Source organism: Streptomyces sp. AK02-01A, from assembly GCF_033795305.1.
GTDB lineage: Bacteria > Actinomycetota > Actinomycetes > Streptomycetales > Streptomycetaceae > Streptomyces.
The window spans coordinates 141536-166337 of record NZ_JARBAE010000014.1; the positions used below are offsets into that span (position 1 = coordinate 141536).

The 24802-nt window shown below is 70.6% G+C and carries 22 protein-coding genes; 20 read left to right on the forward strand and 2 right to left on the reverse strand.

Going from position 1 to position 24802, the window contains the following annotated elements; translation table 11 throughout:
* The first annotated feature begins 125 nt into the window (after positions 1-125).
* The 6 genes from PV679_RS16185 (at position 126) to PV679_RS16210 (ending at position 6212) form a co-directional block, all read left to right on the forward strand.
* Positions 126-1574 (forward strand): Ig-like domain-containing protein, encoded by a 1449-nt coding sequence (locus tag PV679_RS16185; RefSeq protein ID WP_319680934.1) that lies wholly within the window; start codon positions 126-128, stop codon positions 1572-1574.
* Between the two features lie 145 nt (positions 1575-1719).
* Complete coding sequence (locus PV679_RS16190; protein ID WP_319680967.1) at positions 1720-2691, forward strand: class E sortase; 972 nt, start codon at positions 1720-1722, stop codon at positions 2689-2691.
* Positions 2692-2712: 21 nt separating this feature from the next.
* Positions 2713-3549, forward strand: a complete 837-nt coding sequence (gene pstB / locus PV679_RS16195; protein WP_319680935.1) for a phosphate ABC transporter ATP-binding protein PstB — start codon at positions 2713-2715, stop codon at positions 3547-3549.
* Positions 3550-3699: 150 nt separating this feature from the next.
* Entirely contained in the window at positions 3700-4713 is a 1014-nt protein-coding gene (locus tag PV679_RS16200; protein ID WP_319680936.1) for a heavy metal-binding domain-containing protein, read from the forward strand.
* Between the two features lie 78 nt (positions 4714-4791).
* Positions 4792-5691, forward strand: coding sequence for a heavy metal-binding domain-containing protein (locus PV679_RS16205; protein ID WP_319680937.1), 900 nt, complete (start codon positions 4792-4794; stop codon positions 5689-5691).
* Positions 5692-5765: 74 nt separating this feature from the next.
* The gene (locus PV679_RS16210; protein ID WP_319680938.1) at positions 5766-6212 is read left to right on the forward strand and encodes a hypothetical protein; all 447 of its coding nucleotides are present in this window, start codon (positions 5766-5768) and stop codon (positions 6210-6212) included.
* Between the two features lie 104 nt (positions 6213-6316).
* Here the strand turns inward: PV679_RS16210 and PV679_RS16215 are convergent, their stop codons facing one another.
* Both PV679_RS16215 and PV679_RS16220 read right to left on the reverse strand, forming a co-directional pair.
* Positions 6317-8200, reverse strand: coding sequence for a LamG-like jellyroll fold domain-containing protein (locus PV679_RS16215; RefSeq protein ID WP_319680939.1), 1884 nt, complete (start codon positions 8198-8200; stop codon positions 6317-6319).
* Positions 8201-8440: 240 nt separating this feature from the next.
* On the reverse strand, positions 8441-8797 hold the full coding sequence (locus PV679_RS16220; RefSeq protein ID WP_319680940.1) for a hypothetical protein: 357 nt from the start codon (positions 8795-8797) through the stop codon (positions 8441-8443).
* A gap of 140 nt (positions 8798-8937) precedes the next feature.
* Here PV679_RS16220 and PV679_RS16225 point away from each other — a divergent pair, with 140 nt between their 5' ends.
* The 14 genes from PV679_RS16225 to PV679_RS16290 all read left to right on the forward strand — a co-directional run bounded on the left by PV679_RS16225 (position 8938) and on the right by PV679_RS16290 (position 24327).
* The gene (locus PV679_RS16225) at positions 8938-9975 is read left to right on the forward strand and encodes an aldo/keto reductase (protein ID WP_319680941.1); all 1038 of its coding nucleotides are present in this window, start codon (positions 8938-8940) and stop codon (positions 9973-9975) included.
* 47 nt (positions 9976-10022) lie between these two features.
* Positions 10023-10532 carry a response regulator gene (locus PV679_RS16230; protein WP_416069732.1) on the forward strand — a complete coding sequence of 170 codons (510 nt, stop codon included), beginning with the start codon at positions 10023-10025 and terminating at the stop codon, positions 10530-10532.
* Between the two features lie 55 nt (positions 10533-10587).
* Positions 10588-11613 carry an ArgS-related anticodon-binding protein NrtL gene (nrtL, locus tag PV679_RS16235; RefSeq protein ID WP_319680943.1) on the forward strand — a complete coding sequence of 342 codons (1026 nt, stop codon included), beginning with the start codon at positions 10588-10590 and terminating at the stop codon, positions 11611-11613.
* 12 nt (positions 11614-11625) lie between these two features.
* Entirely contained in the window at positions 11626-13017 is a 1392-nt protein-coding gene (gene lysA / locus PV679_RS16240) for a diaminopimelate decarboxylase (protein ID WP_319680944.1), read from the forward strand.
* A gap of 137 nt (positions 13018-13154) precedes the next feature.
* The gene (locus tag PV679_RS16245; protein ID WP_319680945.1) at positions 13155-14447 is read left to right on the forward strand and encodes a homoserine dehydrogenase; all 1293 of its coding nucleotides are present in this window, start codon (positions 13155-13157) and stop codon (positions 14445-14447) included.
* Between the two features lie 7 nt (positions 14448-14454).
* Positions 14455-15525 carry a threonine synthase gene (thrC, locus tag PV679_RS16250; RefSeq protein ID WP_319680946.1) on the forward strand — a complete coding sequence of 357 codons (1071 nt, stop codon included), beginning with the start codon at positions 14455-14457 and terminating at the stop codon, positions 15523-15525.
* A gap of 274 nt (positions 15526-15799) precedes the next feature.
* Complete coding sequence (gene thrB, locus PV679_RS16255; protein WP_319680947.1) at positions 15800-16717, forward strand: homoserine kinase; 918 nt, start codon at positions 15800-15802, stop codon at positions 16715-16717.
* Between the two features lie 385 nt (positions 16718-17102).
* Positions 17103-19157, forward strand: a complete 2055-nt coding sequence (gene rho, locus PV679_RS16260; RefSeq protein ID WP_319680948.1) for a transcription termination factor Rho — start codon at positions 17103-17105, stop codon at positions 19155-19157.
* Positions 19158-19407: 250 nt separating this feature from the next.
* On the forward strand, positions 19408-20502 hold the full coding sequence (locus PV679_RS16265) for an LCP family protein (protein ID WP_319680949.1): 1095 nt from the start codon (positions 19408-19410) through the stop codon (positions 20500-20502).
* A gap of 138 nt (positions 20503-20640) precedes the next feature.
* Positions 20641-20865: a 50S ribosomal protein L31 gene (gene rpmE / locus PV679_RS16270; RefSeq protein ID WP_129771286.1), complete on the forward strand. Its 225-nt coding sequence runs from the start codon at positions 20641-20643 to the stop codon at positions 20863-20865.
* Between the two features lie 96 nt (positions 20866-20961).
* Complete coding sequence (gene prfA, locus PV679_RS16275) at positions 20962-22041, forward strand: peptide chain release factor 1 (protein ID WP_319680950.1); 1080 nt, start codon at positions 20962-20964, stop codon at positions 22039-22041.
* Positions 22042-22134: 93 nt separating this feature from the next.
* Positions 22135-22974 carry a peptide chain release factor N(5)-glutamine methyltransferase gene (prmC, locus tag PV679_RS16280; RefSeq protein WP_319680968.1) on the forward strand — a complete coding sequence of 280 codons (840 nt, stop codon included), beginning with the start codon at positions 22135-22137 and terminating at the stop codon, positions 22972-22974.
* A gap of 64 nt (positions 22975-23038) precedes the next feature.
* Positions 23039-23686, forward strand: a complete 648-nt coding sequence (locus PV679_RS16285) for an L-threonylcarbamoyladenylate synthase (protein ID WP_319680951.1) — start codon at positions 23039-23041, stop codon at positions 23684-23686.
* On the forward strand, positions 23683-24327 hold the full coding sequence (locus PV679_RS16290) for a protein-tyrosine-phosphatase (protein WP_319680953.1): 645 nt from the start codon (positions 23683-23685) through the stop codon (positions 24325-24327). The genes PV679_RS16285 and PV679_RS16290 overlap by 4 nt, the downstream gene beginning before the upstream one ends.
* The last annotated feature ends 475 nt before the right edge of the window (positions 24328-24802 follow it).

Below are 24802 nucleotides of genomic sequence, written 5' to 3' on the forward strand. Positions count from 1 at the left end.
CCAGGTGCCCGGCCCCCGGCGCTTCCCGTCAACGCGTATCCGTCCGACACCGACATCAACACCGACACCGGCACGCCGCGTCCGACACCGGCGCCTCGTGCCCGACACCCCGTGGGGGAACCACCATGAAACGCCTCGCGCGAGCGAGAACACTCCCGGCGCTGCTGATGTGCTGCGCCCTGCTCATGACCGCCGCCGCCGCGGTGCTCGGCGTCGCGGCCACCGCGAGCGCGGCCGGCCGGCTCGGCGATCTGACGCTCAGCCAGACCTCCGGCAGCATCAATGACAACCCGCTGATCCCGCATCTCTCCACGGACGCGGCCTGTCCCGAGGGCCAGGGCGAACAGGTGAGCCTCACGGTGCTGAAGCCGGACGACGGGACGCCCGCCAAGCTCGGCGACGCGTCGGAGGGCGGATACGACACGGGGCCGGTCGAGGCCGACATGGCCGAGACCATCTTCCTCTTCACCTTCGCCACCGCGCTGAGCAACTGGTACGGCGAAGGCCCCTACGACGGCACGTACGAGCTGCGGCTGGAGTGCGTGAGCATTCTCGACCCGAACAAGCCCGAGGCGTTCTTCGGCACGAACATCAAGGTCACCGGCGACACCTGGGCGCTCGCCGAGGCGCAGAGCACCAGTGTGGAGCTGACGGCCTCTCCGGCGGACCACCCGGTCCATGGCAGCGAGGTGACCTTCACGGCGCGGGTGAGCCCGGCCACCGCGGCCGGTGAGATCACGCTGACCTCGGAGCGCGTCAGCGGTGAGCCGGTCCCGCTCGGCAGGAAGGCGGTCGCCGACGGCGCCGCGGTGTTCACGACGGCGGAGCTGCCCGCGGGCGTGCAGAACATCACCGCGCAGTTCACTCCCACCGACCCGGACGCCTACGCCGCCTCGGTCGCCGCGCTCAACGGCTACACCGTCGACGACAGCGGCAGCAGCCCTCCGCCGACCTCGCCGCCGCCCTCCGAGTCCGAGCCGCCGACCGAGCCGGCCGACCTCGATGTCGTCGACGCCGAAGGCAATCCGCTGGGCGCCAACCCGGACCTGGCGGCGGGCCGGCAGGTGACGATCACCGCCCGTGGCTACGGCGAGGACGCGGCGGTGAAGGTCTCCCTCTCCGACAGCGAGGCCGCGCTCCCGGACGCCACGGCGAACGCGGACGGAACCGTCGAGGCCTACGCGTTCACGGTCCCGGACGGGATCGCGGACGGCGACCATGTGCTGACGCTCGCCGAGGACACCGAGGACGGGCACAGCGTCGCGTTCGCCTTCACCACGGGCGGCGAGGCGGACCCGGGCCCGGACCCGAGCGACACCACGGGCACGGACGGCGGTACATCGGCCGACGGCGGCGCCTCGGCCGGCAGCGCGGGCGGCGCCGCCTCCGGCGCCTCCGGTGGCAGCGGCGGCGGTTCGCTCGCCTCGACCGGCACGGGAGTCGCCGCGATCGGTCTGAGCTCCCTCGCGCTGACTCTCGTCGGAGCCGCCTTCGTGATCAGCGCCCGCCGCGGAGGACTGCTGACGTTCACGGCGCCGGGCCCGGCCGGTTCCGCCGGTCCGGCCGGTGACTGACGCCAGGACATCCGCGTGAGGCTTCCCGGGAGCAGGCGCTGACGCCGCTCCCGGGAAGCCGCGTTCCGTACCACCGGCTCATTCCCGTACCACCGGCCTGTCCGTCCGCATCCCGACAGCGAGGAGCGCAGCCACCGTGACCGTTATGACTCCGCCGCCCGCGGTTCCCGCGCCGCCGGCCGCGCACGGCGGGCGCGCGGGGCACTCCGGCCCAGCCCGGCCGCCCGGCCCGCCCCGGCCCGACGGCGGGTCCGCGCCGCCCGCGGCCCGCGCCGGACTGGCACTGACGGGCGCGGCGCTGTGTGTGCTCGCCGCCGTACTGCTCGGCTTCGCCGCGAGCCTCACCGTCGTCGGGCATCTCCAGCACGCGCGTGACCAGCAGGTCGGATACGACGACCTGCGCGAGCAACTGGCCGAGGGCACCGCTCCGGTGGGCCAGCGCGGCAACGACGGAAAGCCGCTGCCGCTGGGCGCGCCCGTCGCGCTGCTCGACATCCCGGCCCTCGGTGTGCACGAGGTCGTCGGTGAGGGCACCACCTCGGGCGTCCTGATGTCGGGCCCCGGCCACCGCCGGGACACGCCGCTGCCGGGACAGGCCGGAACCGCCGTGATCATGGGCAGGCAGTGGGGATACGGAAGTCCCTTCGGCCGGCTGGACACGCTCGCCCGAGGAGCCACGATCGAGGTGATGACCGGACAGGGCAAGGCCCGGTACCGGGTCAGCGGTGTCCGCCGGGCCGGCGACGCGCTGCCCGCGCCCAGCGGCGGCTCCGACCGGGGCCGGCTCACCCTGATCACCGCCACCGGCGCTCCGTACACACCCGCCGGAGTGCTGCGCGTCGACGCCGAACTGACCACGCCCGTGCGGCCCGGCCCGCCGCGCGAACGGCGCAACGGCTGGATCGGGCCCGCCGAGGAAGCGCTCCACGGCGACAACGGCGCCTGGCCGGCCGTCTTCCTGTGGACCCTGGGCCTGTTCCTCGCCGCGCTGACCGCCGCCTGGGCACACCGCGTCCGGGGCCGCTGGCAGACCTGGCTCTGTGCCGTGCCCGTGCTGACGGTGCTGGGCCTGGCCGTCGCCGGGGCCGCCACCCGTCTCCTGCCCAACCTGCTCTGAGAGAAAGGCAGTCGCCCCGTCATGACCGTCACGCCGACCGACCTCGCCGACACCCTTGTGCGGCCCGCGGTGAGCCGCGGCACCGCCGCCACTCTGGAGGCCGACCGGATCTCCGCGTGGTTCGGTGATCACAAGGTGCTCGACCAGGTCTCGCTGACCATGCCCGCGCGCGAGGTCACCGCGCTCATCGGCCCCTCGGGCTGCGGCAAGTCGACATTTCTGCGGATCCTCAACCGTATGCACGAGCTGATCCCGTCCGCCGCTCTCGCCGGACGCGTCGTACTCGACGGAGGAGACATCTACGACCGGGGCCGGCGCATCACGCACGCCCGCCGGCAGATCGGCATGGTCTTCCAGAAGCCCAACCCGTTTCCCGCCATGTCCCTGTACGACAACGTCCTGGCGGGCCTGAAGCTCAACGGCATCAAGGCGGACCGGGACGGCAGGGACCAGCTCGTCGAGGAGTGCCTCACCAAGGCCGGACTGTGGCGTGAGGTCAAGGACCGGCTGCGGCAGCCGGGCGGCGCTCTCTCCGGCGGCCAGCAGCAGCGGCTGTGCATCGCGAGGTCACTGGCCGTACGGCCCCGGGTGCTGCTGATGGACGAGCCGTGTTCGGCGCTCGACCCGACCTCGACGCGGCGCATCGAGGAGACCATCGCCGAACTCAAGTCGGAGATCACGATCGTCATCGTCACGCACAACATGCAGCAGGCCGCCCGTGTCTCCGACTCCTGTGCCTTCTTCCTGGCGGAGCAGGGCACACCGGGAGTGATCGTCGAACACGGTGACACGCACGCGATGTTCAACGCGCCGCAGGACGGGAGGACCTCCGACTACGTCAACGGCCGCTTCGGCTGAGCACCGGCACGCAGGCCCGCACGGCGGATCCCGGGGCCGGACCGTCCGCCGTACGAGCACCAGAGGCTCGATCATGCCGCCTCGATTATGGTGCAAAGGGGTCATAGCGGATAATTCTCCGAGATCCTCGCGACAGGAGAGGTGAGGCCGGTGGCGGTGTCATGGGCCGGGAGCGGACTGCCGCCGGCCGCGCGACGGCGCGTCGCCGAGGCGCGGCGCAGCGGGACCTGGTCGTCCGCGCTGTCGACCGGTGAGTTCGCCTCGATCCGCTCGGTGGGCTTCGAACCGGTCGGCCAGGCCATGGGCTCGGCCGTCTACCACGTGGGGCGGGCCGGCCGGAACTGGGGCTTTTACGACTGTCTCTATCTCGGTGCCGGATTCGCGCTGGCCGCCGCTCCCGGGCCGGTCGCGCTCTCCGGGGCCGACGCGCCGTCGAAGGGCCTGGTCGAGGTGCTCGACGAGGCCCGTGGCGCCGCTCTCGGCAGACTGGCCGCGGAGTGCACCGCACTGGGCGGTGACGGAGTGGTGGCGGCGGAGCTCACCATGGCGCCGTTTCCCTCCCAGCCCAACTGTCTGGAGTTCAAGGTCATCGGCACGGCGGTGCGGGCGCGCGGCGACGTGCGGTCACCGCGTCCCTTCACCTGCCATCTGGACGGCCAGGGCTTCGCCAAGCTGGTGTCGGCGGGCTGGGTGCCGGTGGAGCTGCTGGTCGGCATGTCGATCGGAGTCCGCCACGACGACTTCGGGACCCGCTCGCAGGCCCTCACCTGGCACAACACGGAGGTCGGCGCATGGAGCGAGCTCGTCGGCGAGGTACGGGCCGACGCGCGCCACCAGATGGAGCTCCAGGGGCTGCGCCGTGGCGGCGACGGCATCATCCTGGCCAGTGGCGATCTGCGGATCATGCGGCAGTCCTGCGTCAGGGCGTCCCGGATGGGCTCGGAGGCCGAGGACCACAGGGCCGAGGCGACGATGGTCGGCACCACCGTCGCCCGCTTCCAGGCGCGAGCCGGGCGCCCGCCGACGCTCGCCGTGCTGCCGCTCGGCCGGCGCGGCGAGCGGCTGAGCCGACGGCTCGCGGCGATGGAGTCCAGTCCGTACGGAGATCCGGCGGAGCGCCGCAGGCTCGCCGAGGAACTGACCGAGCTCGGCGACCAGGGATGAGCCGCGCCGGGACGGTCCGAGGGCGCGGGAGCCCAGGAGCCACGCAACTCACGCGGAACCGACAGTGAGGACGAGCAGATGCGCGGGAGCGGAGAAGACGAGGTGACCGGCGACGCCCGGGTCGGCGAGGCGACGGCCGGTGGCGGTCCGAGCGGCGGCGGTCCGAGCGGCCAGGGAGTGCCGGCCGACGCCATGCGGCGGCTGGCGGAACTGGAGCCCGGCAGAGCCGGTTCGATCTTCACCAGCGATCTGTCGGTGAACGAGTTCCTGCTGGTCCGGGAGGCGGGCTTCCGGCCCATCGGTCTGGTGCTGGGCAGTTCGATCTATCACGTCGGCATCCAGCTCGGCCGCTGGAACAAGAACCAGGAGCTGGAGACGCTCAGCCAGGCGATGTACCACGCCCGCGAGCTGGCGATGACGCGTATGGAGGCCGAGGCGGCGCAGCTCGGCGCGGACGGCATCGTGGGTGTCCGCCTCAGCGTGGAGGCGCGCGAGTTCGGCAATGACATCGCCGAGTTCATCGCCATCGGCACGGCGGTGAAGGGCGATCATCCGGCACCGGCCGGAACGGCCTGGCGCAACAACAAGGGCCAGCCCTTCACCTCGGATCTGTCGGGCCAGGACTTCTGGACGCTGATCCGGGCCGGTTACGCGCCGCTCGGCATGGTCATGGGCACCTGCGTCTACCACATCGCGCACCAGCGGATGGGAGCGGCGTTCTCGAACTTCGGCAAGAACGTCGAGATCGAACAGTTCACTCAGGCCCTCTACGACGCCCGTGAGCTGGCCATGGCCCGGATGCAGGCCGAGGCGGAGGAGCTGGAGGCGGAGGGCGTCGTCGGCGTCCAGCTCAACGCTCACAACCACCGCTGGGGCGGCCACACCACGGAGTTCTTCTCGATCGGCACGGCGGTACGGCCGCTGCGCCAGGACCATGAGATCGAACGTCCGACGATGGTGCTCAGTCTCGATGGCTGACGGCCCGGTGCCGGACGCGGCGACGGAGAGACGGCATACGGAGAGACGGCGTACGAAGAGGTCAGGGAGGCCCGATGAGCGACCGTGGTGACGCGCCGTCCGGCGACGGCCCGGGGCCGGACGACGAGACCGGGTCGATCGACGAGCTGGCGGCGGCGCTGCGCCGGGACGCGGCGGACCTGGAGGTGTACGCCCAGGTGCTGACCGGTTCGCTGGCCGAAGCGCTGCCGCCCGGCTCCGTCGTACTGGAGCGCAGACGCGGCATGGCCGACCGGCTCGCCGGCCGTGGCGGCCGGGTGGAGCGGGTCGAGATCACGCTGGACGACCAGCGGCTGATCCTGGTCCTGGCGCACGGGCATCCGGCGGGCGAGATCGCCAAGGTGGTGCGCGGCGTCGTGCTGTCGAGCACACCGGTCCCGCTGGACGAGTGGACGCGCAGACTGGCGGCGGCGGTGGCGCTGCGCGCGCGCTCGGACGCGCGTGCGCGCGCCGCACTGGAACGGCTGATCCTGGGCGGCTGACGCCTGACGGCTGACGGCTGACGCCTGCTTACGGCTCACGGGATACGCCGCGGCCGGGCCCCGCGTGGGACCCGGCCGTGACGGTGTTCCGTGGCACGCACGCGCTACGCGGGCGGAGCCATGAAGTCCTTCGGCTGGAGCGCCCGGTCGACAATGCGGGTGTCGCCGATCGAACCGTAGAAGCTCTGGCCGAACTGCTCGGCGAACTGCGTACCGCCGATGACGAACGGCTTGCCCAGCGTGGCGATGCCGGTGGCCCGCTGCGACGGGTTACGCGCGATCTTCGACCCGTCGACGTACATGACCGTGCGGCGGCCGTCGTTGACCACGGCTATGTGGGTCCAGCGGCCCACCGGAAGCGCGTGGCTCCACGACGTCGGGTCGGCGTCCTGGACATGCGGATAGAGCACGAACTGGAGGAAGCGCTCAGGAGTGACATTGAGACTGCAGGTGGGCTCCTCCGTCGACCAGCCGGTGGTCTTGCCGGCGTCGCCGTTCTGGCCTTCCCAGCTCAGGATGCCCATCCAGTCGTGGTTGCCCTCGAACGGCTCGGGAAGCCTGATGAACGTCTCGATGGTGAAGCCCGAGGTGAACTTCATGCTGTTGAGCGGAGCGCGGTCACCGGTGGTGAGGATCGCGCCGCGGTCCGGCTCCTTGCCGCCGCCGAAGCGGAGACTGGCGTGCGCCGGCTGACCGGTGTGGTGATCGTCCGACCAGGTCAGCGCCTCGGAAGAACTGTCGTGCAGAAGCTGGACCTTGAGGTCGTTGCCATGCCCCGACAGGTCGCGCGCCACGGTCCCCGCCGCCACGGCGGAACCGGGCTTCCCGGCGCTCTTCAGACCGGAGGAGTCGAAGCGCCAGTAGGCGACCGTGCCACGCGGCATGACCCGGGAGGCCGGACGCGGCTTCGGCGGGACGACCGGAGCGAATCCCTTGAACCGCTCGGCGAAGTCGATGTCCAGACTGAACCGGTCCACCGGGCCGGTCAGTTCGATGGTCTTCGCCTCCAGCGGCGTCCGCTTCTCCGGGTCGCGGGCGAGGAACCACGGCGAGAACGTCTCGACGTCGACGGTGTCGCGGGCCAGGTCGAAGGAGTACAGCCGGACCATGCCGGCCCCGCCGTAGTAGCGGTCCTGGTAGTTGGTGATGTGCACATGCACGTCGTGGCCGGCGTCGTTGGTGAGCACGGTGCGGCCGGGCGGCCAGTAGTGTCCGCCCAGCGCCAGGAAGATCTGGTCGTTGCCGCGGATGAGGCGGTCCCAGAGCAGTTGCCCGTTGCCGGAGAGCTGCGCCTTGCCGTCGCCGCTGTCGGCCGAGGCGATGTCATGCGTGGTGAGGACGGCCGGGAGTGAGCGGTGGGCGTCGAGAACGCCCTGGGCCCACTTCAGACCCTTCTCGGAGGCCCGCCAGTCCAGTGCGAGCACCAGCCACTCGCGTCCGGCCGCGCGCAGCACGTGGTAGCTGTTGTAGCCGTCGGGCGAGGAGCCGCCGAAGGTCGGCATGGACGCGAAGCGCCGCGGGCCGAACTCCCTGAGATAGGCGGAGTCGCCGCGCTGGTCGTCGGCGCCCGGGATGTCGTGATTGCCCGCGAGAACGCTGTAGGGCACCTTGCCGTGGATGGTACGGAAGGTGTCCGCCGCCAGCGCGATCTCCTCCTCCGTACCGTGCTCGGTGACATCGCCGAGATGCGTCATAAAGGCGATGTTCGCCTTTTCGCGCTCGGAGACCAGATAGGTGAAGGTCTCCTTCAGCGGCGCCGGATCCGCGCTGTCGGCGTCGAAGAGGTACTGCGTGTCGGGAAGGACCGCGAGCGCGAAGCGGGGGCTCTCCTCGTCGAATGTGTGACTGCCCGATCCCGGCTTTCGCGCGGTCGAGGCCCATGCCTGCTGACCACTCAGCCCCGTGGCGGCCGCTCCCACCACGGGTGCGGCGATGGCCGCCTGCAACAACGCGCGTCTGCCAGGACCGGGATTACTGGTCTTGCTCATACGATCTCCATGCAAATGGCCACTTGTGTGATGGTGTGGATCATCCTGGCCATGGACAACCGGCATGCGACGTGCGCCTTAACGACGAGCGCCCGGCGCCGGGCGAGTGCGAAACGCCGATTGAGCGGACGCGCCGGACACACACGACAGACACACGCGCCGGACACACGCGAACACACACACGCCGGACGCATGCGACAGACACAACGGACCCGATGGATTCGGCGGGCCGCCGGACCGCTACTCGGCGGTGTCCGGGCGGGACATGCGCAGCGCGAGTTCGCGCAGCAGGTCCGCCGACGAGATGTCCGTACGACCCGCGTCATGGACCTCGGCCAGCTCGGCGAAGACAAAGCTGAAGGCGCCGATCAACTGCATGATCGCGGGCAGCGCGGCCTCCGTCACCGTGTGCGCCGCTTCGAGCGGAGTCGCGTCCCGCGCCACCTGGAACGACGGGAAGACCTCGGCGAGCAGCGATCCGATCTGGCCCTCGCCGAGTCCGCTTCCGGCGTCCAGGTCCTGTCCGGCGGTGCGGATCCGCTCCGCGGAGTGCGTGAGAATTCCGATGGCCCTGAGGACGACTTCGCTCTGTTCCATGCCGAGAGCGTAGGTGCTCTGTCCACGGCGGCTGTTGACACGGACGAGCGGCGGAGGAGTCCCGCCGTCCCGGAGGCGGGGCGTAGCCTTTCCGGAGATCGACTGTGCAGATCGACACGACTCGTCAACGGGAGTGCGCGATGACGGAGTACCGCCCCTTCGGACGTACCGGAGTCAAGGTCAGCCCGCTGTGTCTGGGCGCCATGATGTTCGGACCCCGGGGAAACCCGGACCACGACGACAGCGTTCGCATCATTCACCGCGCCCTGGACTCGGGCATCAATTTCGTCGACACCGCCGATGTCTACTCGGCCGGTGAGTCGGAGACCATCGTCGGCAAGGCGCTGGCCGGCGGACGCCGTGACAACGTTGTTCTCGCGACCAAGTTCCACGGCAGCCTCGGCGACGACCCGAACGAGCAGGGCAACTCCCGCCGCTGGATCGTCCGTGAGGTGGAGAACAGCCTGCGCCGTCTCGGCACCGACTGGATCGACCTCTACCAGGTCCACCGGCCCGAGCCGGGCACCGACTTCGACGAGACCCTCGGCGCGCTGTCCGACCTGGTCCACCAGGGCAAGATCCGCTATATCGGCACCTCCACCTTCGAGCCCTCGGAGATCGTCGAGGGCCAGTGGATCGCCGAGCGCCGCGGCCGCGAGCGCGTGGTGTCCGAGCAGCCGCCGTACTCCGTGCTGGCCCGCGGCATCGAACGCGAGATGCTGCCGGTGGCCCAGCGCTACGGCCTCGCGGTGATCCCGTGGAGTCCGCTGGCCGGCGGCTGGCTCTCCGGCCGCTACCGCAAGGGCGCGGCGCAGCCCGCCTCCAGCCGCGCCGGCAACCAGGCCGCGCGCTTCGACATCGGCTCTCCGGAGAACGCCGCCAAACTGGACGCGGCGGACGCGCTGGCCCGGCTCGCCGAGGAGGCCGGGCTCACTCTCGTGGAGCTGGCCCTGGCCTTCGTGCTGGAACACCCGGCGATCACGTCCGCCATCATCGGACCGCGCACGATGGAGCAGTTGGAGAGCCAGCTCGGCGCCGGCGAGATCAGGCTGAGCCGGGACGTACTGGACCGGATCGACAAGATCGTCCCGCCGGGCACCAACCTGTCCGACCGGGACGCCGGATACATCCCGCCGTCCCTCTCCGATCCCGCGCTGCGCCGCCGTCCGACGTACTGAGACCGGCCGGCCCGAAACCGGCCGGCGGTGCCTGCGGCCCGGGCTCCGTGCCCGGGCCGCCCACGCGGCCGGAAGTCGCCAAAACCCGGACGCGGCGGCGGGATCCGACCTACTCTCAAGTTGTGCCGGGCGCGTCCGGCCGGGTGCTCGTTGTAGATGACAACAGAGTGATCCGGCAGCTGATCAGGGTCAATCTCGAACTTGAGGGTTTCGAGGTCGTGACCGCGGCCGATGGTGCCGAGTGTCTGGACGTGGTGCATGAGGTCCGGCCCGATGTGGTCACTCTCGACGTGGTGATGCCACGGCTGGACGGACCGCGCACCGCCGAGCGGCTGCGCGCCGATCCCCGGACCAGCCGGCTGCCGATCGCGATCATCAGTGCCTGTACGCAGTACGAGGTCGAGTCCGGCCTCGCACCCGTGGTGGACGCCTTTCTCGCCAAGCCCTTCGAGCCGTCGGAGCTGGTCCGGCTCGTCCGGAGGCTGGCGTACCGGGACGGCCCACCGTCGGTGGACGGCAGGCGCGGTGCCGGGCGAGCGGGCCGCACATGGGGCTGACCGCATCGCGAAACCGGTTCGCGGAGAGCCCCCCCTCCTCCCATACGCTTGCCCCGTGACCCCCGCGGAGCTCTCCCGTACCGTGCTGCACGCCGTGTGCCGCGCGGTCGAGGACGCTGCCCTGCCGGGCCCGGTGCCCGAGCGCGTCATCGTCGAGCGGCCCCGTCCCGGCGGCCTCGGCGACTACGCCACCAATGTCGCGCTGCGGCTGGCCGGCCCCGCCGGGCGTCCGCCGCGCGAGGTCGCGGAGATCCTGCGCGCGCGCATTGCGCTCGCTCCCGCCGCCGGGACCGGCGGTATCACCGGCGTCGAGATCACCGGACCCGGCTTCCTGAATTTCACTCTGGCGCGGGACAGCCGGGCCGGACTGGTCCGCGCGGTGCTGCTGGCCGGTACCCGCCACGGCCACGGTGACGCGCTCGCCGGTACGACGGCGGCCTTCGCGCCCGCCGCCGAGACCCGTGCCGCTGTCTGGACCGACACCGTCGTCCGGCTGCTGCGTACGCAGGGCGCCGAGGCGGCCGTCGTCCCGGGCGCTCCGGAGATCCTCCGGGTCGTGCCCGCGCCGGACGGTGACGGCATCTTCGCCGCGCTCGGCCCCGACGCCGCCCGCTGGGCGCTGCTGCGGCCCGCCGCACACGACCGGCCGGGCGCCGGCCCGAGCCTGCTCGTCCAGCGCGAGAGCAACCCTCTCTTCCAGGTGCGGTACGCGTACGCCAGGACCCGCGCCCTCGCCCGCGACGCGGCCCGGCTCGGGATCGCCTCCGCGTACAGTGACCCGTCCGGCGAACCGGAACTCCCGTCCGGCGAAGAGGTCTCCGTCCTGCTGACCGCACTCGGCGACCATCCCGCCGTCCTGGAAGCGGCCGCCCGGCTGCGCGCGCCCGACCGGCTCGCCCGCCACCTCGAACACACCGCGGAGGCGTTCCTGCGCTTCCAGCAGACCAGCCGCCCGCTGCCGCTCGGCGACGAGAAACCCTCGGCCGCCCACAGCTCCCGGCTGGCACTCGCCGAAGCCGCCGGAGCCGTGCTGGCCGGCGGCCTGTCCCTGCTCGGCATCGATGCCCCCGAACACCTCTGAAAGAGCCAAGAGATGAGCCGTTCCGCACACCCCGCAGGTCCGCGCCACGCGGATGTCCTCACCGAAGGCCACTACACGGCCCCGGCCGCGGACCTCAACGCACTGGACGAGAAGGTCTGGTCCCGTACGGTCCGCCGGAACGAGGACGGGGTGGCGACCGTCGCCGGAATCGAGGTGACCCGGCTCGCCGAGGAGTTCGGCACTCCGGCGTACTTCCTCGACGAGGCCGACTTCCGCGCCCGCTGCCGCGCCTGGGCCGACGCCTTCGGCGACAACGCGGACGTGTTCTACGCGGGCAAGGCGTTCCTCTCCCGCGCCGTCGTCCGCTGGCTGCGGGAGGAAGGGCTCCATCTGGACGTGTGTTCCGGCGGCGAGCTCGCCACCGCGCTGGCCGGCGGGATGCCGGCGGAGCGCATCGCCTTCCACGGGAACAACAAGTCCACCGAGGAGATCGAGCGAGCGGTCTCCGCCGGTGTCGGACGGATCGTCCTCGACTCCTTCCAGGAGATCGTGCGGGTCGCGCACATCGCGGAGCGCCTCGGCAGGCGCCAGCCCGTCCAGATCAGGGTCACCGTCGGCGTCGAGGCGCACACACACGAATTCATCGCCACCGCGCACGAGGACCAGAAGTTCGGTATCGCGCTCGCCGGCGGCCAGGCCGCCGAGGCCGTGCGAAGGGCCCTGAAGCTCGACGGGATCGAGCTGATCGGCATTCACTCGCACATCGGCTCGCAGATCTTCGACATGGCCGGCTTCGAGGTCTCCGCCCGCCGCGTCGTGGGGCTGCTCGCGGAGGTCCGCGACGAGCACGGTGTGGAACTGCCGGAGATCGACCTCGGCGGTGGCCTCGGCATCGCGTACACCTCGGAGGACGACCCGAGCGAACCGCACGACATCGCCAAGGCCCTCACCGACATCGTCACCCGTGAGTGCGAGGCCGCGGGCCTCCGCACGCCTCGTATCTCCGTCGAGCCCGGCCGCGCGATCGTGGGGCCCACGGCCTTCACCCTGTACGAGGTCGGCACCATCAAGCCGCTCGACGGACTGCGCACCTATGTCAGTGTGGACGGTGGCATGTCCGACAACATCCGTACGGCCCTGTACGACGCCGAGTACAGCGTGGCGCTCGTCTCACGCCGCTCCGACGCCGCGCCGATGCTGACGCGTGTCGTCGGCAAGCACTGCGAGAGCGGCGACATCGTCGTACGCGACGCGTTCCTGCCCGCCGACCTGGCGCCGGGCGATCTGATCGCCGTGCCCGCCACCGGCGCGTACTGCCGCTCGATGGCGAGCAACTACAACCACGCGCTGCGTCCGCCGGTCGTCGCGGTGAAGGACGGCGAGGCGCGGGTCATCGTCCGGCGCGAGACGGAGGAAGATCTGCTGCGTCTTGACATCGGCTGACGACATCCGCTGGTCAATACCGGCTGATGAAATAAATGTCTCGCAATCTGGACGGTGGGCGGAAACTCCCGTCCAGTGAGTGAGACTGGTTCGCATTCATGCTTTAACGGCTGTGTGGGATGAAAGGCGTGGGTCGGATGATGCGTACGCGTCCGCTCAAGGTGGCGCTGCTGGGCTGTGGCGTGGTGGGCTCAGAGGTGGCGCGCATCATGACGACGCACGCCGACGACCTCGCCGCGCGGATCGGCGCCCCGGTGGAGCTCGCCGGAGTCGCCGTCCGGCGGCCCTCCAAGGTGCGCGCGGGCATAGACCCGGCCCTGATCACCACCGACGCGACCGCGCTGGTCAAACGCGGTGACATAGACGTGGTCGTCGAGGTCATCGGCGGTATCGAGCCCGCCCGTACGCTCATCACCACCGCCTTCGAGCACGGCGCCTCCGTCGTCTCCGCCAACAAGGCGCTGCTCGCCGAGGACGGCGCGACCCTCTACGAGGCCGCCGCCAAGCACGGCAAGGACCTCTACTTCGAGGCCGCCGTCGCCGGCGCGATCCCGCTGATCCGGCCGCTGCGCGAGTCGCTGGCCGGTGACACCGTCAACCGGGTCCTCGGCATCGTCAACGGCACGACCAACTTCATCCTCGACCGGATGGACAGCGCCGGAGCGGGCTACTCGGAGGCGCTCGACGAGGCCACCGCACTCGGCTACGCGGAAGCCGACCCGACCGCGGACGTCGAGGGCTTCGACGCCGCCGCCAAGGCCGCGATCCTCGCCGGGATCGCCTTCCACACCCGGGTACGCCTGGACGACGTACACCGTGAGGGCATCACGGAGGTCACCAGCGCCGATCTCGCCTCCGCCAAGGGCATGGGCTGCACCGTCAAGCTGCTCGCCATCTGCGAGCGCGCCGCCGACGGCAGGTCCGTCACCGCGCGCGTCCATCCGGCGATGATTCCGCTCAGCCATCCGCTGGCCTCCGTGCGCGGCGCGTACAACGCGGTCTTCGTGGAGGCCGAGGCGGCCGGCGAGCTGATGTTCTACGGCCCCGGGGCCGGCGGCGCGCCGACCGCCTCCGCCGTCCTCGGCGACCTGGTCGCCGTCTGCCGCAACAAGCTCAACGAGGCGACGGGCCCGGGCGAGTCCGCGTACACCCAGCTTCCCGTGAGCCCGATGGGCGACGTGGTGACGCGCTATCACATCAGCCTGGACGTCGCCGACAAACCAGGTGTGCTCGCCCAGGTCGCGACGGTCTTCGCCGAGCACGGCGTATCCATCGATACGGTCCGCCAGAAGGGCAAGGACGGCGAGGCGTCCCTCGTCGTCGTCACCCACCGCGCGCCCGACGCCGCCCTCTCCGGGACCGTCGAAGCGCTGCGCAAGCTCGACACCGTGCGCGGTGTCGCCAGCATCATGCGTGTTGAAGGGGAGTAAGGGACCCATGACCAGCATCGGCACCCACCAGTGGCGCGGCATCATCGAGGAGTACCGGGACCGCCTCCCGGTGACGGACACCACGCAGATTGTCACGCTCCGTGAGGGTGGTACGCCGCTCGTGCCCGCGCAGGTGCTGTCCGAGCGGACGGGATGTGAGGTACATCTCAAGGTCGAGGGCGCCAACCCGACCGGCTCGTTCAAGGACCGCGGCATGACCATGGCCATCACCCGGGCCAAGGCGGAGGGCGCGCAGGCGGTCATCTGCGCCTCCACCGGTAACACCTCGGCCTCGGCGGCCGCCTACGCGGTACGGGCCGGGATGGTCTGCGCCGTCCTGGTGCCGCAAGGCAAGATCGCCCTCGGCAAGATGGGCCAGGCGCTGGTCCACGGCGCGCGCATCCTCCAGGTCGACGGCAACTTCGACGACTGTCTGACCCTGGCCCGCTCGCTCTCCGACAACTACCCGGTGGCCCTGGTCAATTCGGTCAATCCGGTCAGGATTGAGGGCCAGAAGACCGCTGCCTTCGAAATCGTGGACGCGCTCGGCGACGCACCGGACATTCATGTGCTGCCCGTGGGGAACGCCGGCAACATCACGGCCTACTGGAAGGGCTACACCCAGTACGCGGCCGACGGACCCGCCGGCCGTACCCCGCGCATGTGGGGCTTCCAGGCCTCCGGATCCGCGCCCATCGTGCGCGGTGAGGTCGTCAAGGACCCGCACACCGTCGCCTCCGCGATCCGAATCGGCAACCCGGCGTCCTGGCAGTACGCACTGGCGGCCCGCGACGAGTCCGGTGGCTTCATCGACGAGGTGACGGACCGACAGATCCTGTCCGCCTACCGCCTGTTGGCGTCGCAGGAGGGCGTCTTCGTCGAGCCCGCCTCGGCCGCTTCCGTCGCCGGCCTGCTCAAGGCCGCCGAGGAGGGCAAGGTCGATCCCGGCCAGCGCATCGTCTGCACGGTCACCGGAAACGGCCTCAAGGACCCGGACTGGGCCGTCGCCGGAGCGCCTCAGCCGGTCACCGTCCCCGTCGACGCGGTCGTGGCCGCACAACGGCTCGGCCTGGCCTGACGCGTCCGCGCCCGGGCCCGGTGTGGCCCGGGCCCGCGCACACCCGGAGGAAGCACACCAAGACCGACATGGCGCACAGCGACCGCGCGACACGCATCGTGCGCCTCCTGTGCGCCCTATGTCGCCACAGAACCTTCCTTCGATAGGCTGTAGCCAACCCGCCCCGCCGCACCTGCCGCGGTGTTGCCGCCCTCGTGGCCCCCGGGTGTTCCGTATGTCCTCGAACATCTCGCATTCATCACATCTCGCCGTCACAAGGAGAGTCGTCAGAGCGATGGCCGGTCCCGCGTTCCGCGCCGCCGCCGTACGGGTGCGCACCCCCGCCACCAGCGCCAATCTCGGTCCGGGCTTCGACGCCTTCGGACTGTCGCTGGGGCTCTACGACGACGTGGTCGTCCGCGTCGCCGACTCCGGCCTGCACGTCGACATCGCGGGTGAGGGCGCGGAGACGCTTCCCCGTGACGAAAGTCATCTGCTCGTACGTTCCCTGCGCACGGCCTTCGAGCTGCTCGGCGGCCAGCCGCGCGGCCTTGAGGTCGTCTGCGCCAACCGCATTCCGCACGGCCGCGGTCTCGGCTCCTCCTCGGCGGCCATCTGCGCCGGAATCGTGGCCGCTCGTGCCGTGACCATAGGCGGCGACGCCAGGCTCGACGACGCGGCCATGCTGGAGCTGGCCACCGAGATCGAGGGACATCCGGACAATGTCGCCGCCTGTCTGCTCGGTGGCTTCACACTGGCCTGGCTGGACGGCGGAGCGGCGCGCGCCATCAGGATGGAACCGGCCGAGTCCGTCGTTCCGGTGGTTTTCGTCCCCGGCAGCCCCGTCCTCACGGAAACGGCCCGCGGACTGCTGCCGCGAACCGTCCCTCATGTGGACGCGGCCGTCAACGCCGGCCGTGCGGCTCTGCTCGTAGAGGCGCTGACCAGGCGCCCCGAGCTGCTGCTCGCGGCCACCGAGGACCGGCTCCACCAGGACTACCGGACCCCGGCGATGCCGCAGAGCATCGCGCTGGTCAACCGACTGCGCGCGGACGGCGTCCCCGCGGTCATCTCCGGTGCGGGGCCCACGGTGCTCGCACTGGCCGAGGACGGTGCGGCCGACAAGGTCGCACGGCTGGCGGGCGAGGGATGGGCGGCCAACAGGCTCTCCCTCGACGCCGCGGGTGCGAGTGTTCTGCCGCTCGGCTCGTAGTGACAGGAGATTGCCGGTGCGTGAGAGGGGGAATGTTTGTTGGAGCCGGTAGTGTTAACCTCAAGTCTGCAACCGACGTCTTTGTGGCGCGGTGCTTCGTGTCCCGATTCGGGGCCAACTTCTTCCGGGAGCCTCCCCAACTGCCTGAGCAGCCTGCCTGAGCAGTTTTGAGCACGCACCGGAACCGGCACGACACCCCCCGTTTTTCCCAGCGGTGGGCCGAGCAGGGGGACCTCGGGCCGGACCCATTGCACGTATGCATGTTTCTCCGCCATATCCGGCGGGACCACCGCCCCGGCACGGTCCACAAGATGGGACCGCCGTCGGACAGCACAACCGGTCGCCGAGCCAGAAGGCCGACGTCCGCTCCAGGGAAGGACCCTTCGTGAGCGACACCACCGATCTGATGGGCGTGACTGCCGACAACAGTGTCGACGCCACCGCGCCCGCCGCAGGTGCTGCCACTGGCACCACCGCACGGCGCCGCCGCTCCGGCACCGGCCTTGACGGCATGGTCCTGGCCGAGCTCCAGCAGGTCGCGTCCGGCCTCGGCATCAGGGGCACCGCGCGGATGCGCAAGAGCCAGTTGATCGAGGTCATCAAAGAGACGCAGGCAGGGGCCTCGTCCGCGTCCAAGGGCGCCGAGGCCGACGGCGCCGAGACCAAGCCGAAGCGCCGCGCGACCTCCAAGGCCCGTACGGGTGACACGTCCGCCGCCGCGGAGAAGGCCGACAGGGCCGAGCAGGCCGTGGCCCCGCAGCAGATCGACATCCCCGGTCAGCCGGCCAGCGACGACCAGCCCGTGGGCGAGCGCCGCCGTCGCAGGGCCACCGCGCAGGCGGGCAGCCCGGAGACCCAGACGGAGATCAGGACCGAGGCCCAGGCCGACGTCAAGGTCGAGACCCAGCCCGACACCAGGGCCGAGGCCGCCGTCTCCGCGTCCGGCGCGGGCTCCGCCCCGACCGACACCGACGGACGCCGCGGCGAGCGTCAGGACCGCGGCCAGCGTGGCGAGCGCGGCGACCGTGACCGCGGTGACCGCCGCGACCGGCAGCGCGACCGCCGTGGCAAGAGCGACGAGCAGCAGGGCGGCCAGGGCGGCCAGCAGCAGGGCGGCGGCCAGCGCCAGCAGCGTGACAACCGCGGCGGCGGCGCCCAGACCGTGCCCCAGAACACCGGTCCTCAGGACGACTTCGACGACGAGGCGGGCGGCCGGCGCGGCCGTCGCGGACGCTACCGCGACCGCCGCGGGCGCCGTGGCCGCGACGAGTTCGGTCCCGGTGAGCCGCAGGTCGCCGACGACGATGTGCTGATCCCCGTCGCGGGCATCCTCGACATCCTCGACAACTACGCGTTCATCAGGACCTCCGGCTATCTGCCGGGTCCGAACGACGTGTACGTCTCGCTCGCCCAGGTCCGTAAGAACGGCCTGCGCAAGGGTGACCACGTCACCGGCGCCGTGCGCCAGCCCAAGGAAGGCGAGCGCCGCGAGAAGTTCAACGCGCTGGTCCGCCTCGACTCCGTCAACGGCATGGCGCCCGAAACCGGCCGCGGCCGACCGGAGTTCCAGAAGCTGACCCCGCTGTACCCGCAGGACCGGCTCCGTCTGGAGACCGACCCGGGTGTGCTGACGACGCGGATCATCGACCTCGTCGCACCGATCGGCAAGGGCCAGCGCGGTCTGATCGTGGCCCCGCCGAAGACCGGTAAGACCATGATCCTCCAGGCCATCGCCAACGCGATCACGGTCAACAGCCCCGAGTGCCATCTGATGGTCGTCCTCGTCGACGAGCGGCCCGAAGAGGTCACCGACATGCAGCGCTCGGTCAAGGGCGAGGTCATCTCCTCGACCTTCGACCGTCCGGCCGAGGACCACACCACCGTCGCCGAGCTGGCCATCGAGCGCGCCAAGCGCCTCGTCGAGCTGGGTCACGACGTGGTCGTCCTGCTGGACTCCATCACCCGCCTGGGCCGCGCGTACAACCTCGCGGCGCCCGCCTCCGGCCGCATCCTGTCCGGTGGTGTCGACTCGACCGCGCTCTACCCGCCGAAGCGCTTCTTCGGCGCCGCGCGCAACATCGAGGACGGCGGTTCGCTGACCATCCTGGCCACCGCGCTGGTCGAGACCGGCTCGCGCATGGACGAGGTGATCTTCGAGGAGTTCAAGGGCACCGGCAACATGGAGCTCAAGCTCGACCGGAAGCTCTCGGACAAGCGCATCTTCCCGGCGGTGGACGTGGACGCGTCCAGCACCCGTAAGGAAGAGATCCTGCTCGGCAGCGACGAGCTCGCCGTCGTCTGGAAGCTGCGCCGGGTGCTGCACGCGCTCGACCAGCAGCAGGCGATCGAGCTGCTCCTGGACAAGATGAAGAAGACGAAGTCGAACGCCGAGTTCCTGCTCCAGATCCAGAAGACCACTCCCGGCAACGGCAACGACTGACCGGTCCGCCGTCTTCCGCAATCCGCCCCGTCGCTCCGGCGACGGGGCGGATTTCTGTGTCCGGCTCCCTGCCGCCCGCGCCGCGCACTCCCAGCGCGGAACGCGGCGCTGTGTGAAACGCTTCTTGGGTCTTAACCGCCGATCCACGGCATGTGCCGGCGGACGGCACAGCGAAATCGACAGAGCGACAAACCGGCCTGATGGCCACGGAAGGAGGCAGTGGGACCGATACCACGGACAGAGGGAGACCATGACGGACCGGAGCAGCAGCCGCATACCCGGCCGCGGCGGACGCCGCGAGGCGCCCGGCAGGCGCCGCCGCGCGATGACCGTCGCCGCCTGGTCCACCGCGGCCCTGATCCTTGTCGGCGGATCCGGAATCGGCTACGTCTACACGAAGCTCAACGGCAACATCATGGGCATCGACATCAACGGCCGGCTCGGCGGCGACCGCCCGGCCGATGTCGACAACGGCTCGGAGGACATCCTGATCCTCGGCTCGGACTCCCGGGCCGGCGCGAACCGCGAGTACGGCCGCGCCAGCGGTGCCCGTTCGGACACGGCCATGATCGTTCACGTCTACAAGGGCCACCGGAAGGCCAGTGTCGTCTCGATACCGCGCGACACCCTGATCGACCGCCCCGCGTGCACCGACCGGAAGGGCCGGCCCGTCCCCGCCGAGCGGTTCGCCATGTTCAATTCGGCGTACGAGGTCGGCGGCCCCGCCTGCGCGGTGAAAACCGTCGAGAAGATGTCCGGCGTGCGCATGGACCACTATCTGGAGGTCGACTTCACCGGCTTCAAGAAGCTGATCGACGAGCTCGGCGGCGTCAGGATCACCACCACCCGGCCCATAGACGACAGCAAGAGCCATCTGCGGCTGCCCGCCGGCACCCACACCCTCGACGGAGAGCAGGCCCTCGGCCTCGTCAGGACCCGCAAGAGCATCGGCGACGGCAGCGACCTGGGCCGTATCGAACTCCAGCAGGCCTTTGTCAAGGCGCTGATCACGCAGGTCAGGAGCGTCGACCTGTACACCAGTCCGAAGAAGCTGTACGACCTCGCCGACACCGCCACCCGCGCGATCACCACGGACTCCGAGCTCGACTCGGTCAACGAACTCATCGGCTTCGCCGACGGGCTCAGGCACCTCAGCGGCGGCGACGTCAAGATGATCACGCTCCCGGTGCGCTACGACCCCGCCGACCCGAACCGGGTGCTGCCCATCCCGGACGGCACCCGCCAGGTCTGGACGGCACTGCGCCAGGACCGGCCGATACCCGCCTCCGCCACCAAGGACTCCGCGGCCGGCAAGGACGGCACACACATCGTCAAGGGCGGCTGAGGGGCGCACGGAATACTTCCGCCCGCACCCCGGTTTTGGGAGATACGGCCGGTCCTGGCAGACTGGTACGTCGGCCCCGGTTCACGTACGAGCAATCCGCGCGTACGACCCGGCGCCCTCCCGAAACTAGGAGCCACCTTGAAGCGCGACATCCACCCCGCGTACGTCGAGACCCAGGTCAGTTGCACCTGCGGTGCGTCGTTCACCACCCGGAGCACCATCGAGAGCGGCACCATCCGTGCCGACCTCTGCTCCGAGTGCCACCCGTTCTACACGGGCAAGCAGAAGATCCTCGACACCGGTGGCCGTGTGGCCCGCTTCGAGGCCCGCTTCGGCAAGGGCGCTGCCTCCGCCAAGAAGTAGCGAGCAGTCCGCGCCGGTCCTCGGTGCCCCTCCCGGGGCGTCGAGACCGGCGCTTTGGCGTCCCGAAGCACCTTCGCAACAACCCAGGAGCCACCGATGTTCGAGGCGGTCGAGGAACTGATCGGCGAGCATGCCGATCTGGAGAAGAAGCTCGCCGACCCGTCGGTCCACGCGGACCAGGCGAACGCGCGCAAGCTCAACAAGCGATACGCGGAGCTGACCCCGATCGTCGGCACGTACCGCTCCTGGAAGCAGACCGGCGACGACATCGGGACCGCGCGCGAGTTCGCCGCGGACGACCCGGACTTCGCCGCCGAGGTCAAGGTGCTGGAGAAGCAGCGCGAGGAGCTCACCGAGAAGCTGCGCCTGCTGCTCGTACCGCGCGACCCCAGCGACGACAAGGACGTCATCCTGGAGGTCAAGGCGGGCGCGGGCGGCGACGAGTCCGCGCTGTTCGCCGGAGACCTGCTGCGCATGTATCTGCGCTACGCGGAGCGCGTCGGCTGGAAGACCGAGATCATCGACGCCACCGAGTCCGAGCTGGGCGGCTACAAGGACGTCCAGGTCGCGGTGAAGACCAAGGGCGGCAACGGCGCCACGGAGCCGGGACAGGGCGTCTGGGCGCGGCTCAAGTACGAGGGCGGAGTGCACCGCGTGCAGCGCGTGCCCGCCACCGAGTCGCAGGGCCGTATCCACACCTCCGCCGCCGGAGTCCTGGTGACGCCCGAGGCCGAGGAGATCGAGGTCGAGATCAACCCCAACGACCTGCGCATCGACGTCTACCGCTCCTCGGGACCCGGCGGCCAGTCCGTCAACACGACCGACTCCGCCGTACGCATCACCCACCTGCCGACCGGTGTCGTCGCCTCCTGCCAGAACGAGAAGAGCCAGCTCCAGAACAAGGAGCAGGCCATGCGTATCCTGCGCTCGCGGCTGCTCGCCGCCGCCCAGGAAGAGGCGGAGCGGGAGGCCGCCGACGCCCGGCGCAGCCAGGTCCGCACCGTCGACAGGTCCGAGAAGATCCGGACATACAACTTCCCCGAAAACCGGATCTCGGACCACCGCGTCGGTTTCAAGGCGTACAACTTGGACCAGGTCCTCGACGGCGAACTGGACGCCGTCATCCAGGCCTGCGTCGACGCCGATTCCGCCGCGAAGCTCGCCGCCGCCCAGTAACCACTCTCGCAGTCCGGAGGAACCAGCGTGCAGCCACATCCTGGGGGCCACAGCGACCCTCAGCGGCTCCGCCGCGGGCCCGTCCCCCGCAGCCTGCTGCTCGCCGAGGTGGCCCAGGCCACCCAGCGGCTCGCCGACGCGGGCGTGCCCTCACCGCGCTTCGACGCGGAGGAGCTCGCCGCCTATGTGCACGGCGTCAAGCGGGGAGAACTGCACAACGTCAAGGACGCCGACTTCGACGCCCGCTACTGGGAGGCCGTGGCCCGCCGCGAGGCGCGCGAGCCGCTCCAGCACATCACCGGACGTGCCTTCTTCCGCTATCTGGAACTCCAGGTCGGACCGGGAGTCTTCGTGCCGCGCCCGGAGACCGAGTCGGTCGTCGGCTGGGCCATAGACGCCGTGCGCGCGATGGACGTCGTCGAACCGCTCATCGTGGACCTGTGCTCCGGCTCCGGCGCCATCGCGCTCGCCATGGCCCAGGAGGTGCCGCGCTCCCGCGTGCACGCCGTGGAACTCTCCGAGGACGCCCTCACCTGGACGCGGAAGAACGCCGACGGGTCCCGGGTCACCGTGCACCGCGGAGACGCCCTGACGGCCCTTCCCGAGCTCAACGGCCAGGCCGACCTGGTCATCTCCAACCCGCCGTACATCCCGCTGACCGAATGGGAGTACGTCGCTCCCGAGGCCCGTGACCACGATCCGGAGATGGCCCTCTTCTCCGGCGAGGACGGCCTCGACACCATCCGCGGCATCGAACGCACCGCGCACCGGCTGCTGCGCCCCGGCGGCCTGGTCGTCGTCGAGCACGCGGACACGCAGGGCGGACAGGTGCCGTGGATCTTCAGCGAGGAGTCCGGCTGGGCCGACGCCGCCGACCACCCCGACCTGAACAAGCGCCCGCGCTTCGCGACGGCCCGCAAGGCCACCCTGTGACCGCCCCCGCCGCCCTTCCCGCCCAGGCGGCGAACCACGCACAAGAAATCTGGAGGGCCGGCTGATGGCACGGCGATACGACTGCAACGACGCGACCGATCGTTCGACGGGTCTGCGTGAGGCCGCGTCGGCCGTACGCCGTGGTGAGCTGGTCGTGCTGCCCACCGACACCGTGTACGGGATCGGCGCCGACGCCTTCACCTCCGAGGCCGTCGCCGACCTGCTGGAGGCCAAGGGCCGCGGACGCAATATGCCCACCCCTGTCCTGATCGGCTCTCCGAACACGCTGCACGGCCTTGTCACCGACTTCTCCGAGCAGGCCTGGGAACTGGTCGACGCCTTCTGGCCCGGCGCGCTCACCCTGGTCGCCAGGCACCAGCCGTCCCTCCAGTGGGACCTCGGTGACACCCGTGGCACCGTCGCCATCCGTATGCCGCTGCACCCGGTCGCCATCGAGCTGCTCACCGAGGTCGGCCCGATGGCCGTCTCCAGCGCCAACCTCACGGGACACCCGGCTCCCGAGGACTGCGACGCCGCCCAGGAAATGCTCGGGGATTCCGTCTCCGTCTACCTCGACGGCGGACCCACGCCCGGCATCGTCCCGTCCTCGATCGTCGACGTCACCGGCAAGGTCCCGGTACTGCTGCGGGCCGGTGCCCTCGACGCGGAGGAGCTCCGCAAGGTCGTACCCGACCTCGAGGTGGCCAATTGACCGCCCCTGAGGGGCGTGGCATAGCGGAGACCGCACACACCGGCAACACTTTCCGCATCCTCCACGTCAGTACCGGCAATGTCTGCCGCTCGCCCATCACCGAGCGGCTCACGCGGCATGCCCTGACCGTCCGCCTCGGCGAACGGCTCACCGACGGCCTGATCGTGGAGAGCGCGGGCACCTGGGGCCACGAAGGCGCGGCCATGGAAGCCAACGCGGCGGCCGTACTCGCCGACTTCGGCGCGGACGCGTCCGGCTTCGTCGGCCGCGAACTGCTCGACGAACACGTCATCCGCGCCGACCTGGTACTCACCGCCACCCGCGACCACCGCGCCCAGGTGATCTCCATGGGCCACTCGGCGGGCCTGCGCACCTTCACACTCAAGGAGTTCACCCGGCTGGTACGGGCCATAGACCCGGCGACCCTGCCCGACCCGCTGGACGAAGGCGTGGTCGAACGCGCCCGCGCACTGGTCCGAGCCGCCGCCGCGCTACGCGGCTGGCTGCTGGCCCCGACCGCCGAGGCGGACGAGGTCTACGACCCGTACGGCGCGCCCATCACGTTCTTCCGCTCGGTCGGCGACGAAATCCACCAGGCGCTGGACCCGGTGGTCACGGCCCTCACAGGAGTAAGCAAGTAGCTGTATTTTTTGGGGCTCGGTACTTCTCTTTTTTTTGGGGCTCGGTTCGCCTCCGGGCGCTTTATGCCACTGTCGACGGTCGACCGTGCTCGATTCGCTCGTTCCTCGCGAACCTCCGCGCGCTCTCCCTTTCGACAGCGGCGCGCCCTTCGGCTCACTCGCCTCTTTTTTGGGGCTCGGTTCGCCTCCGGGGCGCTTCAGGTGGTGTCGACGGTCGACCGTGCTCAGGTCGCTCGTTCCTCACGACCCTCCGCGCGCTCTCTCTTTCGACACCACCGCGCCCCTTCGGCTCACTCGCCCCTCTTTTTGAAGGCTCGGTTCGCCTCCGGGCGCTTTATGCCACTGTCGACGGTCGACCGTGCTCGATTCGCTCGTCCCTCGCGAACCTCCGCGCGCTCTCCCTTTCGACAGCGGCGCGCCCTTCGGCTCACATACCTCTTTTTTGGGGCTCGGTTCGCCTCCGGGGCGCTTCAGG